This window comes from Delftia sp. DLF01 (genome assembly GCF_014852125.1).
Lineage (GTDB): Bacteria > Pseudomonadota > Gammaproteobacteria > Burkholderiales > Burkholderiaceae_C > Comamonas > Comamonas acidovorans.
This window is the reverse complement of the sequence record NZ_JACVAZ010000002.1, coordinates 556,148-568,826: the sequence shown is the minus strand read 5'-3', so window position 1 is coordinate 568,826 and position 12,679 is coordinate 556,148. Positions and strand designations below refer to the sequence as shown.

The 12,679-nt window shown below is 67.0% G+C and carries 15 protein-coding genes; 12 read left to right on the top strand and 3 right to left on the bottom strand.

Annotation, left to right across the window (positions count from 1 at the left end; all coding sequences use genetic code 11):
- Positions 1 to 19 precede the first annotated feature (19 nt).
- Positions 20 to 544, bottom strand: a complete 525-nt coding sequence (locus IB269_RS11050; RefSeq protein ID WP_013804040.1) for a YqaA family protein — start codon at positions 542 to 544, stop codon at positions 20 to 22.
- A 106-nt stretch (positions 545 to 650) separates the two neighbouring features.
- On the opposite strand from IB269_RS11050, the gene IB269_RS11045 reads away from it, so the two are divergent.
- From IB269_RS11045 to IB269_RS11015, 7 genes are all read left to right on the top strand, one after another.
- A complete protein-coding gene (locus tag IB269_RS11045) occupies positions 651 to 1,265 on the top strand; it encodes a hypothetical protein (RefSeq protein WP_192367165.1) in 615 nt (204 codons plus the stop codon).
- A 143-nt stretch (positions 1,266 to 1,408) separates the two neighbouring features.
- Positions 1,409 to 2,479 (top strand): tRNA dihydrouridine synthase DusB, encoded by a 1,071-nt coding sequence (gene dusB, locus IB269_RS11040; RefSeq protein ID WP_013804038.1) that lies wholly within the window; start codon positions 1,409 to 1,411, stop codon positions 2,477 to 2,479.
- A complete protein-coding gene (locus tag IB269_RS11035) occupies positions 2,476 to 2,709 on the top strand; it encodes a Fis family transcriptional regulator (protein WP_013804037.1) in 234 nt (77 codons plus the stop codon). The genes dusB and IB269_RS11035 overlap by 4 nt, the downstream gene beginning before the upstream one ends.
- Before the next feature lie 44 nt (positions 2,710 to 2,753).
- Entirely contained in the window at positions 2,754 to 4,352 is a 1,599-nt protein-coding gene (gene purH / locus IB269_RS11030) for a bifunctional phosphoribosylaminoimidazolecarboxamide formyltransferase/IMP cyclohydrolase (RefSeq protein ID WP_192367164.1), read from the top strand.
- Positions 4,352 to 4,873, top strand: coding sequence for a c-type cytochrome (locus tag IB269_RS11025; protein ID WP_192367163.1), 522 nt, complete (start codon positions 4,352 to 4,354; stop codon positions 4,871 to 4,873). Before purH ends, IB269_RS11025 begins: the two co-directional genes overlap by 1 nt.
- Positions 4,874 to 4,875: 2 nt before the next feature.
- On the top strand, positions 4,876 to 5,481 hold the full coding sequence (locus tag IB269_RS11020; protein ID WP_192367162.1) for a DNA-3-methyladenine glycosylase I: 606 nt from the start codon (positions 4,876 to 4,878) through the stop codon (positions 5,479 to 5,481).
- A 497-nt stretch (positions 5,482 to 5,978) separates the two neighbouring features.
- On the top strand, positions 5,979 to 6,377 hold the full coding sequence (locus IB269_RS11015) for a hypothetical protein (protein WP_043824200.1): 399 nt from the start codon (positions 5,979 to 5,981) through the stop codon (positions 6,375 to 6,377).
- 71 nt (positions 6,378 to 6,448) lie between these two features.
- On the opposite strand, the gene hemL is transcribed toward IB269_RS11015, so the two are convergent.
- Both hemL and thiD read right to left on the bottom strand, forming a co-directional pair.
- Entirely contained in the window at positions 6,449 to 7,765 is a 1,317-nt protein-coding gene (gene hemL, locus IB269_RS11010; RefSeq protein WP_373681038.1) for a glutamate-1-semialdehyde 2,1-aminomutase, read from the bottom strand.
- A gap of 65 nt (positions 7,766 to 7,830) precedes the next feature.
- Entirely contained in the window at positions 7,831 to 8,787 is a 957-nt protein-coding gene (gene thiD, locus IB269_RS11005) for a bifunctional hydroxymethylpyrimidine kinase/phosphomethylpyrimidine kinase (protein WP_141830131.1), read from the bottom strand.
- Positions 8,788 to 8,902: 115 nt separating this feature from the next.
- On the opposite strand from thiD, the gene IB269_RS11000 reads away from it, so the two are divergent.
- The 5 genes from IB269_RS11000 to IB269_RS10980 are packed head-to-tail and all read left to right on the top strand — an operon-like array spanning position 8,903 to position 12,677.
- Positions 8,903 to 9,055, top strand: a complete 153-nt coding sequence (locus tag IB269_RS11000) for a rubredoxin (RefSeq protein ID WP_013804031.1) — start codon at positions 8,903 to 8,905, stop codon at positions 9,053 to 9,055.
- A 47-nt stretch (positions 9,056 to 9,102) separates the two neighbouring features.
- Positions 9,103 to 9,501 carry a response regulator gene (locus IB269_RS10995; protein WP_012203501.1) on the top strand — a complete coding sequence of 133 codons (399 nt, stop codon included), beginning with the start codon at positions 9,103 to 9,105 and terminating at the stop codon, positions 9,499 to 9,501.
- Positions 9,501 to 9,866, top strand: a complete 366-nt coding sequence (locus tag IB269_RS10990; protein ID WP_013804030.1) for a response regulator — start codon at positions 9,501 to 9,503, stop codon at positions 9,864 to 9,866. Before IB269_RS10995 ends, IB269_RS10990 begins: the two co-directional genes overlap by 1 nt.
- A 15-nt stretch (positions 9,867 to 9,881) precedes the next feature.
- Complete coding sequence (locus tag IB269_RS10985; protein ID WP_012203503.1) at positions 9,882 to 10,409, top strand: chemotaxis protein CheW; 528 nt, start codon at positions 9,882 to 9,884, stop codon at positions 10,407 to 10,409.
- Positions 10,410 to 10,427: 18 nt separating this feature from the next.
- Positions 10,428 to 12,677 (top strand): methyl-accepting chemotaxis protein, encoded by a 2,250-nt coding sequence (locus tag IB269_RS10980; protein ID WP_012203504.1) that lies wholly within the window; start codon positions 10,428 to 10,430, stop codon positions 12,675 to 12,677.
- Positions 12,678 to 12,679: the final 2 nt, after the last annotated feature.

The window sequence follows — 12,679 nt, the reverse complement described above, 5'->3', positions numbered from 1 at the left end:
CGGTGGGAGGGCTTCGGCCTCAGCTGGCCCAGGAGGCCGGCAGCAACTGCAGCAGCACCACCGTCATCACCACATAGCGCAGGAACTTGCCGATGGCCATGTAGAACACGCAGGGCCAGAACGGCAGCCGCAGCCAGCCGGCCACGGCGCACAGCGGATCGCCCACCACGGGCAGCCAGCTCAGCAGGCAGGCCTTGGCGCCCAGGCGGCGCAGCCACACGCGGGCGCGGCGCTCGTGGCGTGACAGGGCGCGGGGCGGCTTGGCCCGCAGATCCTCGGGCAGTCCGGCGCGCCGCCGCTCGCGGGCCGCACGCCAGGCCTTGTGCGCACCCAGGCCCATCCACCAGCTGATGGCGCCGCCCAGCGTATTGCCCGCCGTGGCCACGAAGACCGTTTGCCAGAACAGATCGGGGTTGAGTTGCAGCAGGCCCACCACCGCAGGCTCGGAGCCCAGCGGCAGCAGCGTGGCCGAGATCAGGGCCACGATGAACACGGTGCTGAGGCCGAACTGCGGCAGCGCCAGCCAGCCCAGCAGTTGATGCATCCAGAATTCCATAGGTGCTGCCAAGTGTAGGTCTGCGCTGGCTGACCCCTTGTCGGCCTGAAGCTATCGTGGGGCCTGTTCCAGAACCACAAGCACAGGGGGCGTCATGCAGACAGGGCGGATTGCAGGATGGGCGGGATGGGCGGCATTGGGAATGGCAGCAGCCGGCTTGGCCGGCTGCGCTGCGTTGCAGCCATCGCCAGGCAAGGACACCACCGTGGTGGCACAGGCCGCTGCCCAGGCGCCGCCCGCCCAGGCTGCACCGCCCTCCGCCTGGGGCAAGGCGCTGCAGGCCAAGGGCTGCACCCTGCCGGACCCGGCCGTGGGCGACAGGCTGGAGCAGCTGCAGCGCGAGCTGGAGCCGCTGGGCCTGGAGCCGCGTCTGCAAGGCTGCGTGAGCCTGGCCGGGTCCGAGCCCGGCCCGGCCCTGGTGCTGGACGCCTGGGTGACCGACGGGCGCAAGGCCATGGCCGTGGTGCGCGGCCCGCTGGCCGACGGCGAGGCGCTGGACCTGGGACTGGATGCTGGGCCGCAGACAACTGGGCTGCAGGCAGCCGGGCAGCCGAAAGCCGGGCTGCAGAAGGTCGGCCTGCGACCCATGCCCGACGACCAGGTCTCTCCCGACGTGCAATTCAACCGCCGCTGGTGGCAGGGCAGGATTGGTGCCTACGGGCTGCAGGCCGTTCCGGGCCAGGTGCGCACCTTCGTGCCCACACCATGAAAACTGCGCACTGTCTTGTTTTCGCTGCTTGGCCGTCTTGACGGCCCGGTTTTAGCCCTGCTGAAAATTTGGGCAGGTACAATCTTGGTCCTTTGTTGCCGCCCGTTTTGTGCTCGGCGCGCGCGTTTTTCCCGGCTTTTCCGATGTCCTCCCCACCCCTGTCCATAGGCCCCCATGCCCTGGCCAATCGCCTGTTCGTCGCCCCCATGGCCGGGGTGACGGATCGGCCGTTCCGCCAGCTGTGCAAGGCCCTGGGCGCGGGCTACGCGGTCAGCGAGATGGTGACATCGCGCAAGGACCTGTGGAACAGCCTCAAGACCTCGCGCCGCGCCAACCATGAAGGCGAGCCCGGCCCCATCGCGGTGCAGATCGCGGGCACGGACGCCGAGATGATGGCCGAGGCCGCGCGCTACAACCTGGACCGCGGCGCCCAGATCATCGACATCAACATGGGCTGCCCGGCCAAGAAGGTCTGCAACAAGTGGGCCGGCTCGGCCCTGATGCAGAACGAGGCCCTGGCCGTGGAGATTGCCCAGGCTGTGGTCGAGGCCTGCGCCCCTCACGGCGTGCCCGTCACGCTGAAGATGCGCACCGGCTGGTGCGACGCGCACAGGAACGCCGTGGTGCTGGCCCGCCGCTTCGAGGAGGTGGGCATACAGATGCTCACCGTGCACGGCCGCACGCGCGAGCAGGGTTACAAGGGCTTTGCCGAGTACGACACCATCGCTGCCGTCAAGGCGGCGGTGCGCGTGCCCGTGGTGGCCAATGGCGACATCACCAGCCCCGAGAAGGCGCGCGACGTGCTCGCCTACACGGGCGCCGATGCCGTGATGATCGGCCGCGCGGCCCAGGGCCGACCGTGGATCTTCCGCGAGATCGCGCACTTCATGGCCACGGGCGAGCACATGGCCCCGCCGCTGGTGGCCGAGCTGCGCCGGCTGCTGCTGGACCACCTGCAGGACCACTACAGCCTGTACGGCGAGGGCACCGGCGTGCGCAGCGCGCGCAAGCACATCGCCTGGTACCTGCGCAGCCTGCCGGGCGGTGAAGCATTCAGACAACACATCAACACCATCGAGGACTGCGCGGTGCAATGGCAGGCCGTGGCCGACTATCTGGACGCCCTGGGCGCACAGATGGACCGGATACCGGCCGCCATCGATGCCGGCGCCACAAGCGCCGAATTCGGAGAGCCCGCAGGAATGACAGTATGAGCAACCAGAACATCGAACAATGCGTGCGTGAAAGCCTGGAGGGGTATTTCCGCGATCTCGACGGCGAAAAGCCCAACGGCATGTACGACATGCTGATCCACCTGGTCGAAAAGCCGCTGCTGGAAGTGGTGATGACCCAGGCCGACAACAACCAGTCCCGCGCTGCCGACTGGCTGGGCCTGAACCGCAACACGCTGCGCAAGAAGCTGCTCGAGCACGACATGCTCTGAGCGGCACGAATCTCCATTTCTTCAAACTCCCTGCACTGACGCCCATGAACGCCCTGCTTTCCGTCTCTGACAAGACCGGTATCGTCGAATTCGCCCAAGGCCTGCACGCCCTGGGCATCAAGCTGCTGTCCACCGGCGGCACCGCCAAGCTGCTGGCCGAGGCCGGCCTGCCCGTGACCGAGGTGGCCGAAGTCACCCAGTTCCCCGAAATGCTGGACGGCCGCGTCAAGACCCTGCACCCCAAGGTCCACGGCGGCCTGCTGGCGCGCCGCGAGCTGCCCGCCCACATGGCGGCCCTCAAGGAGCACGGCATCGACACCATCGACCTGCTGGTGGTGAACCTCTACCCCTTCGAGGCCACCGTGGCCAAGGCCGGCTGCACGCTGGCCGACGCCATCGAGAACATCGACATCGGCGGCCCGGCCATGGTGCGCTCTGCCGCCAAGAACTGGGCCGACGTGGGCGTGATCACCGACGCCGGCCAGTACGAGGCCGTGCTGGGTGAACTCAAGGCCAACGGAAAGCTGTCCGACAAGCTGCGCTTTGCGCTGTCCGTGGCCGCCTTCAACCGCATCGCCCAGTACGACGGCGCCATCAGCGACTACCTGTCCAGCGTGAAGTTCGAGGACGAGAAGCTGTCCGAAACCTACGTGCCCGAGCGCAGCCCCTTCCCCGGCCAGAGCAACGGCCACTTCACCAAGGTGCAGGACCTGCGCTACGGTGAAAACAGCCACCAGCAGGCCGCCCTGTACCGCGACCTGTATCCGGCTCCCGGCTCCCTGGTCACGGGCGAGCAGCTGCAGGGCAAGGAGCTGTCGTACAACAACATCGCCGACGCCGACGCCGCCTGGGAATGCGTCAAGAGCTTCGAGCAGCCTGCCTGCGTGATCGTCAAGCACGCCAACCCCTGCGGCGTGGCCGTGGGCAAGGACGCGCACGAAGCCTATGCCAAGGCCTTCCAGACCGACCCCACCAGCGCCTTCGGCGGCATCATCGCCTTCAACCGCACGGTGGACAAGGCAGCGGCCGAGGCCGTGGTCAAGCAATTCGTCGAGGTGCTGATGGCCCCCGACTTCACGGCCGAGGCGCTGGAAATCTTCAAGCCCAAGGTCAATGTGCGCCTCATGAAGATCGCCCTGCCGGCCGGCGGCGAGCGCGCCTGGGACCAGGGCCGCAACGCCATGGACGCCAAGCGCGTCGGCTCGGGCCTGCTGCTGCAGACCGCCGACAACCATGAGCTGGCCCTGGCCGACCTCAAGGTCGTCACCGTCAAGCAGCCTACCCCCGAAGAACTGCAGGACCTGCTGTTCGCCTGGAAGGTCGCCAAGTACGTCAAGAGCAATGCCATCGTGTTCTGCAAGAACGGCATGACCATGGGCGTGGGCGCAGGCCAGATGAGCCGCCTGGACTCGGCACGCATCGCCTCCATCAAGGCCGAGGCCGCCAAGATGAGCCTGCAGGGCACGGTCGTGGCCAGCGATGCCTTCTTCCCCTTCCGCGACGGCCTGGACGTGGTTGTTGACGCAGGCGCCACCTGCGTGGCCCAGCCCGGCGGCTCCATGCGCGACCAGGAAGTCATTGACGCCGCCAACGAGCGCGGCGTCGCCATGGTCTTCACCGGCGTGCGCCACTTCCGCCACTGATGGCCGGCCAACTGCCTCCTGACGCAGACGACGAAGGCGACGACGCCCCCCACCGGCCCCGCTGGCTGGGCTGGGCGCTCGTGGTCTTCATGCTGCTGGTGGCTCTGGGTGTCTTCAACATCGGCTGGCGCATCATGCGCGGGCCGGCTGTTGCGCCCGTTGCACCTGCTGCTGGCCTGCCGGCAGCTGCCGCGACGGCAGCTGCAGATCCAAATGCAGGTGCAGGTACAGATGCAGGCCCCCGGCTGCTTGCCGGCAAGGCCCTGGTCGAGGGCAATGACTGCCTGCGCTGCCACGGCCTGGTGCGCCACTACGTGGGCCCGTCCTTCCAGCAGATCGCCGAGCGCTACCGGGCCCGCGAAGATGCCGCCGACTACCTGGCGCGCAAGATCCGCGAGGGCGGGGCCGGCGAATGGGGCCGCGCCATCATGCCGCGCCACCCGCACCTCGATACGGCGCAATCCCTGCAGATGGCAGCCTGGCTGCTGTCCCTCCCCTCTCCCGAGCCCGGGAAATCCTGACCATGTCCCGCCTGTTCACCGCCCCTGACGGCCGGCCGCGCTGCCACTGGTGCGCCGCCACGGACGGCTACCTGGCCTACCACGACCGTGAATGGGGCTTTCCCGTCACCGACGACCGGCGCCTGTTCGAGAAGCTCAGCCTTGAAGGCTTCCAGTCCGGCCTGAGCTGGCTGACCATCCTCAACAAGCGCGAGAACTTCCGCGCGGCCTTTGCGGGCTTCGACTTCCACCAGGTCGCGCGCTTCACCGAAGACGACGTGCTGCGGCTGCTGGGCGATGCGGGCATCGTGCGGCATCGCGGCAAGATCGAGGCCGTGATCAACAACGCGCAGCGGGCGCTGGAGATGGTGGAGGCGCAAGGCTCGCTGTCGGCCTTCTTCTGGCGCCATGCGCCTGCACCTGTGACCGGTGACGGGCCCGTGTCCGAGACGGCTGAGTCTCGGGCGCTGTCCAAGGAGCTGAAGAAGCTCGGGTGGAAGTTCGTGGGGCCTACGACTGTCTACTCGTTCATGCAGGCCATGGGGTTGGTCAATGACCATGCTTTGGGGTGTGTGGTGAGGGGTGAGGTGGAGCGGGCGCGGGGGGCGTTTTCCGCCTTCGCTCGGTAAGGGCTGGGGTTTCGTTTTTGACCCTGCCGGGTGGTTGTTTTTCGAGGCCGGGTTTCGGCCCGGCGGCCGACCACCTTTCTTGACCGCCAAGAAAGGTGGCCAAAGAAGGCGACCCGAATGTCCGCGACCCTCCGCTTCGCTGCGGGCAACCTGCGTCGGGCCGCCTGCGGGGTTCGCCGCAGAACTCACTGCGCGCTGCGCGCTCCGTTCAAACAACTGCGGCGAGTCAGTTGACGAAGCAGTCCTGTCCTTCGGCAGGACTGCAACCCCGCAGGCGGCCCGACGCAGGCGCTGACATACGGGGAGTGGGGGCGGGCCGTCGCTGCGCTCGGCCTGGTTTTGAAAACATCCAGCTACTACACTTGCGGGAGGCCGAAAGGCCCGGTGTGTCGAAGCATCTTTTCAACAGCGTTTGTGACCCCCAGCGAAAAGTGGGGTTCTGTTGTACCCAGATTTCTGGGGCTGGCGCGTTCGTGCGCGCAAGTAGGAGCCAAGACATGCACCCTCTCACCGCCGTACAGGCGAACTCTCCCCAACCACCCCTTCTTCCCACCTGGCAGCAGGCCATGCATGCTTCGCTGGGCCTGGTGCACAGCACGCTGCAGCAGTTGATCGAGCTGATGACCGACGATCCCGACAGGGACGACAGTGAAATCGATGTGGACTGCGTCGTGGAGCTGGCGCTGGAACACATCAAGCGCATGAGTGTCCAGCAGCACGCGGACCGCTATGCCTTCGAGGTGGAATGGGTCAAGGCAACGGCGGCGCTGCGGCTGGCGCAGGGCGCCTTCGGGCGGCCGGAATCACGCTTCGGCTTGCGGCTCAAGGACGCTATCCAGCAGCTGGAGATGCTGCCGGAGCTGGTGGAGTTCGTGGACCAGGGCGACGACGAGTGATGTGACCTGCACGCCAGCGCCGGATCACGGCGTTGGTGGCGTTGGCGTGCAAGGGAAGATATCTGCGGATATCAGAGCGTCTTGAACACTTCGCGCGCGGCTTCGATGGTTTTGTCGATGTCCGCGTCCGTGTGCGCGGCGCTCACGAAGCCGGCCTCGTACAGGGCGGGCGCGAAGTAGTGGCCGCGCTCCAGCATGCCGTGGAAGAAGCGGTTGAAGCGTGCGCCATCGGTCTTCATGACCTCGGTCCAGGTGCTGGGCAGCTCGGGCAGCAGGTAGAAGCCGAACAGGCCGCCCTGGTGGTCCACGCTGAAGGGCACGCCAGCGGCGTCGGCTTCGGCCTTGAAGCCGGCCATCAGGCGGCCGGTCTTCGCGTGCAGGGCGTCGTGGAAGCCCGGCTCGCTGATCAGCTCCAGCGTCTTGAGGCCGCAGGCCGTGGCAATGGGGTTGCCCGACAGGGTGCCGGCCTGGTAGACCGGGCCCAGGGGCGAGAGCTTTTCCATGATCTCGCGGCGCGCGCCGAAGGCCGCCATGGGCATGCCGCCGCCGATGACCTTGCCCAGCACGGTGATGTCGGGCGCAAAGCCTTCGATCTGCTGGGCGTACAGGCTCTGGGCGCTGCCCAGGGCCACGCGAAAGCCGGTCATCACCTCGTCGTAGACCATCAGCGCGCCATGCTCGCGCGTGAGTTCGCGGATGCGGCGCGTGAAGGGCACGCTGGCGCGCACGAAGTTCATGTTGCCGGCAATGGGCTCCATGATCACGCAGGCGATCTGGTCGCCGAACTGGGCGAAGGCCTCCTCGAGCTGGCCCACGTCGTTGTATTCCAGCACCACGGTGTCCTTGACCACGTCCTGCGGCACGCCGGCAGAGGAGGAGGCGCCAAAGGTCGCCAGGCCCGAGCCGGCCTTGACCAGCAGCGCGTCGGCATGGCCGTGGTAGCAGCCGTTGAACTTGATGATCTTGTTGCGGCCCGTGAAGCCGCGCGCCAGGCGCAGCGCGCTCATGCCGGCCTCGGTGCCCGAGCTGACCATGCGCACCATGTCCATGGAGGGCATGAGCGAGAGGATCTTCTCGGCCAGCACGACCTCGCGCTCCGTGGGCGCGCCGAAGGAGAAGCCTTCCAGCGCGGCGGCCTGCACGGCGGCCATCACCTCGGGGTGGCCGTGGCCCAGGATCATCGGACCCCAGGAGCCGATGTAGTCGGTGAACTGCTGGGCGTTCTCGTCCCAGAAATGCGCGCCCTGCGCACGGCGCACGAAGCGCGGCGTGCCGCCCACGGCGTTGAAGGCGCGCACGGGTGAATTCACGCCGCCGGGGATCACGGCCTTGGCGCGTTCGAACAGGGGAATATTCAGGTCAGTGGTCATAGTGCAGGAGTCTGCCATGTGCGGGGAACAAGCCAGAGGTGCCAAGCAAGGGCCTGTGCCGGCCGCTCAGGGGGTGGCCTGCCTCAATGCTTGGTGTCATGGGGCGGCATCACGAAGCCTTCGATGGCCTGGGTGTCGGCGTCAAGCTCGGTGAGCGGCTCGGTGGCCTCGGCGTCTTCGTCCTCGGGTTCGGGCTGGGCCCAGAACATGCGGTCCGGGATGAAGTGGCCCATGCCGGGGCGAAAGCCGCTGTCCAGGCTGCGGTCCAGGTACTCCAGCGCCTCCTGCGTGGCCAGCCCCAGGTCGTTGCCGCTGGCCACCAGGGCCGCCAGCGCGGCCGACAGGGTGTCGCCCGAGCCGGTGAACGTGGCGTCGAACATCTCGTACTTGCTGTTGCCCAGCACGGACTGCGCCGTGGCCAGCACGTTGTCCACGAACTGGTCGGGCAGGGGGATGCCGGTGACCAGCACGTAGGGCACTTCCAGGGCCTCGGCCGCCATGGCGATGTCGCGCGCCGTGGGGCTGCGGCTGTTGCTCCAGTCGGGCAGCAGCCAGCGGCACAGCGTACTGTGGCTTCCAACCAACACCGAGGTTTGCGGCAGCACAAGCTCCTTGAGGGCGTCCATGTACTGGTCGAGCGGGTCTTCCTCCCACCACGACAGGTCCGGCATGTAGCAGACGATGGGGATGTCGGGATAGTCGGAAGCTATCTCGGCGATCGCCGCCAGGTTGCCCGGGCTGCCCACGAAGCCGACCTTGATGGCGGACACGGGTATGTCCTCCAGCACGGCGCGCGCCTGCTCGGCCACGGCCTCGTCGTCAAAGGGAAAATGCTCGAAGATCTTGGCCGAATCGCGTGCGTAGGCACCCGTGACCACGGGCAGCGGATGACCGCCGACCGAGGCGATGGTGGCGATGTCGGCCGACAGGCCACCTGCTCCGCTGGGGTCGCTGGCGTTGAAGACCAGCACGCATACGGGAGCGGTTTCGTCCACCAATTCGGTGTCGGGACTGGGGGAGTTGGAGGGGTTCAATGCCATGGCTCAGCCCAGTTTGCGCCCCGCCAGCGAAGGCCGTGGCGGGTGGTTATGACTAGATACAATCGTTGCATTCTATGTGAAGGCCCTTTAAGCTGTGACCGACCCTAAAACTTGGATGTGCTTGATCTGCGGGTGGATCTATGACGAGGCGCAAGGCTGCCCCGAGCATGGCATCGCACCCCAGACGCGTTGGGATGACGTGCCCATGAATTGGACCTGTCCCGAATGCGGTGCACGTAAAGAAGACTTTGAGATGGTCGAAATCTGAGCGCGGGACCACCCGCGCCGACTCATACATTTCCGGGAGGTTTCTCAGTGACGACATCGGGCGCACCCTTGCGCGTACTCGTGGTGGATGACAGCAATACCATCCGCCGCAGCGCAGAAATCTTCCTCAAACAGGGCGGGCACGAAGTGCTCCTGGCCGACGACGGCTTCGACGCACTGTCCAAAGTCAACGACTATCAGCCCCAGCTGATCTTCTGCGACATCCTCATGCCCAAGCTGGACGGCTACCAGACCTGCGCCATCATCAAGCGCAACGCGCGCTTCTCCGATACGCCCGTGGTCATGCTCTCGTCCAAGGACGGCGTATTCGACAAGGCGCGCGGGCGCATGGTGGGCTGCCAGGACTACCTCACGAAACCCTTCACCAAAGACCAGCTGCTGCAGGCCGTGGAGCAGTTCGGCAAGCAAACCATAGGAGCACTTTGATGCCCATCCGCAAAGTCCTGGTCGTGGACGATTCCAAGACCGAACTGATGTTTCTGTCCGACATGCTGCAAAAGCAGGGACTGCAGGTACGTACGGCCGAGAACGGCGAGGAAGCCCTGCGCAGCCTGGCCGAAGACCGGCCCGACCTGATCCTGATGGACGTGGTCATGCCCGGCCAGAACGGCTTTCAGCTCACGCGCGCCATCACGCGCGACCCGCTGTACGCGGACCTGCCCATCATCATGTGCACCAGCAAGAACCAGGAAACCGACCGGGTCTGGGGCATGCGCCAGGGCGCGCGTGACTACATCACCAAGCCGGTGGATGCAGGCGAGCTGCAGGCCAAGATCGCGGCGCTGAACTGACGCGGTGCGCTGGCCATGGCGAACCGTGAAGCACTGCGCGATCTGCAATCCCGTCTGGCCGGCCGTCTCCAGGCCGCACGCAGCGAAGGCGTCAAGGTGGCGGCCTGGCTGGCCGTCCAGGCCGGCGGGCGCAACTACCTGATGCCGCTGGGCCAGTCCGGCGAGATCTTTCCCTGGGCCGGCGTACAGCCCGTGCCCTATACAAAGCCCTGGTTCCTGGGCATTGCCAACCTGCGCGGCACCCTGGCCGGGGTGATCGACCTGGCCAGCCTGCTGGGCCATGGCGTGGCGCGCAGCGAACCGGCGCTGGCCGAGTCCAGCCTGCTGGCCTTCAATGCCGCGCTGGAGGTGAACGCCTCCCTGCTGGTGGACCGCCTGCAGGGCCTGCGCAGCGCCGACGCCTTTGTGCGCACCGAGCCCGCGCCCGAGCAATCCCCCGCCTTTTTCGGCCCCGTGCATATCGATGAAGCGGGCCACCGCTGGCAGGAGCTGCAATTGCAGCGCCTGTCCCAAACCTCCGAGTTTCTGAGCATTCGCGCCTGAGTTTCTGAAGGTCGTCCCATGTCATTCTTGCAACGTCTTGCAAATCGCTTCCAACGCAAGCCGGCCGACTCCGGCTCGGGCGCGGACAACAGCATGCTCGGAGACACCGTCTCCCAGGATATGTACGCACTCGATGCGTCCATGACCGTGCAGGGCGCGCCCGACGCCATGCCGGGCGACGCCGGCGCAGTCCTGGACCAGGAAACGGTGGTCCTGCCGCTGCTGGGCCGCGCGCCTGCCGCGCGCCACCAGCGCACGCTGTCCACGCTGCTGGGCGTTTCCGTGCTGGCCCTGGTGCTGGCGGCGGCATGGGCTCTGCGCCAGGCGGACGGCTCGGCACAGCAGCTGGCCGCCACCGGCCAGGCCCTGATGCAGTCGCAGCGCCTTGCCAAGTCGGTGTCGCAGGCGCTGACCGGCGCGGCACCTTCGTTTGCGGACGTGCAAGACAGTGCGGGCGTGCTGGCACGCAACGTGCGCGCCCTCACCTCGGGCGATGACTCCATGGGCGTGCGCCCGCTGGGCGGCGCCTACGCCGACGAGCTGGGCCAGATCATGCCGCTGATGGAGCGCGCCGAGCAAAGCGCCAAGGTGGTGATGGAGCAAAAGCAGATCCTGACCCAGGTCGGCGACGCGCTGCGCACCATCAACCGCCAGTCCTCGGACCTGCTGGAGATCGCCGAAACCATCTCCTCGCTCAAGCTGCAGCAGGGCGCCAGCCCCGCCGAGATCTCGGCCGCAGGCCAGCTGGTGATGTTGACCCAGCGTATCGGCAAGTCGGCCAACGAATTCCAGACCGCCGAAGGCGTGAGCCCCGAGGCCGTGTTCCTGCTGGGCAAGGACTTGAACTCGTTCAAGGAAATCTCCGAAAGCCTGCTGGGCGGCAGCAGCGAACTGCGCCTGCCCCCCACGCGCGACGCCCAGACCCGCGAGCAGATCGAGGCACTGATCAAGCTCTACGAAGAGACCCGCACCGAGGCCAGCGCCATTCTGGGCAACCTGCAGGGCCTGGTCTCCGCCCGCGAGGCACAGACCGCCATCAACGCCGACAGCGAACCGCTGCGCCGCCAGCTGGAAGACCTGCAGACCAAGCTGCAAAGCGGCGCCGGCATCGGCTCGCTGCCCATGGGCCTGCTGGCTCTGGCCACCGTGCTGGTGCTGCTGTGCGGCGTGGGCCTGTCCCGCGTGCAGCTGCTCGACAGCCGCCTGCGCCAGGAAGCTGCCGAACGCCGCCAGGAAGAGTCGCGCGTGCAGGAGCATGAAGCCAAGCGCATCAACGACGCCAACCAGGCCGCCATTTTGCGTTTGATGAACGAGTTGCAGTCGGTGGCCGAGGGCGATCTGACGCAGGAAGCGACCGTGACCGAGGACATCACCGGCGCCATCGCCGACTCGGTGAACTACACGGTGGAAGAGTTGCGCGCCCTGGTGGGCAGCGTGCAGAACACGGCAACGCGCGTGGCGCAGACCACGGCCGAGGTGGATGCCAACTCCACCGAGCTGCTGGCCGCATCGACCGAACAGCTGCGCGAGATCCGCGAAACCGGCCGCTCCGTGCTGGACATGGCCGGCCGCATCAACGAGGTCTCCACCCAGGCGCAGGAATCTGCCCAGGTGGCGCGCCAGTCGCTGGAAGCTGCGGACCTGGGCCTGAAGGCCGTGCAGAACGCCATCGGCGGCATGAACTCCATCCGCGACCAGATCCAGGAAACCTCCAAGCGCATCAAGCGGCTGGGCGAATCCTCGCAGGAGATCGGCGAAATCACCGAGCTGATTTCAGACATTACCGAGCAGACCAACGTGCTGGCGCTGAACGCCGCCATCCAGGCCGCATCGGCCGGTGAAGCCGGTCGCGGCTTCTCGGTGGTGGCCGAAGAAGTGCAGCGCCTGGCCGAACGCTCGGCCGACGCGACGCGCCAGATCGCGGCGCTGGTGAAGGCGATTCAGACCGACACCCAGGATGCCGTGGCCGCCATGGAGCGCTCCACCCAGGGTGTGGTCGAGGGGGCCCGCCTGTCCGACTCCGCCGGCACCGCGCTGACCGAGATCGACTCCGTGTCGCGCCATCTGGCCGAGCTGATCGAGCTGATCTCCTCGTCCACCTCGCGCGAAGCCGTTCTGGCCAACGACGTGGCCGAGAACATCCAGCACATTTTCGCGGTGACCGAGCAGACGGGCGAAGGTACGCGCACCACGGCACAGCAGGTGCGCGAACTCTCGCACATGGCCGAGGAACTGCGCCAGTCGGTGGCGCGTTTCAAGATTGCCTGACC

Excerpts from the sequence above, each read along its gene's own strand:
- thiD (WP_141830131.1), bottom strand. The coding sequence starts at position 8,787 with ATGGCATTGAACCCCTCCAACTCCCCCAGTCCCGACACCGAATTGGTG.
- IB269_RS10985 (WP_012203503.1), top strand. The coding sequence starts at position 9,882 with ATGGCGAACCGTGAAGCACTGCGCGATCTGCAATCCCGTCTGGCCGGC.
- IB269_RS10990 (WP_013804030.1), top strand. The coding sequence starts at position 9,501 with ATGCCCATCCGCAAAGTCCTGGTCGTGGACGATTCCAAGACCGAACTG.
- IB269_RS11035 (WP_013804037.1), top strand. The coding sequence starts at position 2,476 with ATGAGCAACCAGAACATCGAACAATGCGTGCGTGAAAGCCTGGAGGGG.
- IB269_RS10980 (WP_012203504.1), top strand. The coding sequence starts at position 10,428 with ATGTCATTCTTGCAACGTCTTGCAAATCGCTTCCAACGCAAGCCGGCC.
- IB269_RS11050 (WP_013804040.1), bottom strand. The coding sequence starts at position 544 with ATGCATCAACTGCTGGGCTGGCTGGCGCTGCCGCAGTTCGGCCTCAGC.
- dusB (WP_013804038.1), top strand. The coding sequence starts at position 1,409 with ATGTCCTCCCCACCCCTGTCCATAGGCCCCCATGCCCTGGCCAATCGC.
- purH (WP_192367164.1), top strand. The coding sequence starts at position 2,754 with ATGAACGCCCTGCTTTCCGTCTCTGACAAGACCGGTATCGTCGAATTC.
- IB269_RS11015 (WP_043824200.1), top strand. The coding sequence starts at position 5,979 with ATGCACCCTCTCACCGCCGTACAGGCGAACTCTCCCCAACCACCCCTT.
- hemL (WP_373681038.1), bottom strand. The coding sequence starts at position 7,765 with ATGGCAGACTCCTGCACTATGACCACTGACCTGAATATTCCCCTGTTC.
- IB269_RS11045 (WP_192367165.1), top strand. The coding sequence starts at position 651 with ATGCAGACAGGGCGGATTGCAGGATGGGCGGGATGGGCGGCATTGGGA.
- IB269_RS11020 (WP_192367162.1), top strand. The coding sequence starts at position 4,876 with ATGTCCCGCCTGTTCACCGCCCCTGACGGCCGGCCGCGCTGCCACTGG.
- IB269_RS11025 (WP_192367163.1), top strand. The coding sequence starts at position 4,352 with ATGGCCGGCCAACTGCCTCCTGACGCAGACGACGAAGGCGACGACGCC.
- IB269_RS11000 (WP_013804031.1), top strand. The coding sequence starts at position 8,903 with ATGTGCTTGATCTGCGGGTGGATCTATGACGAGGCGCAAGGCTGCCCC.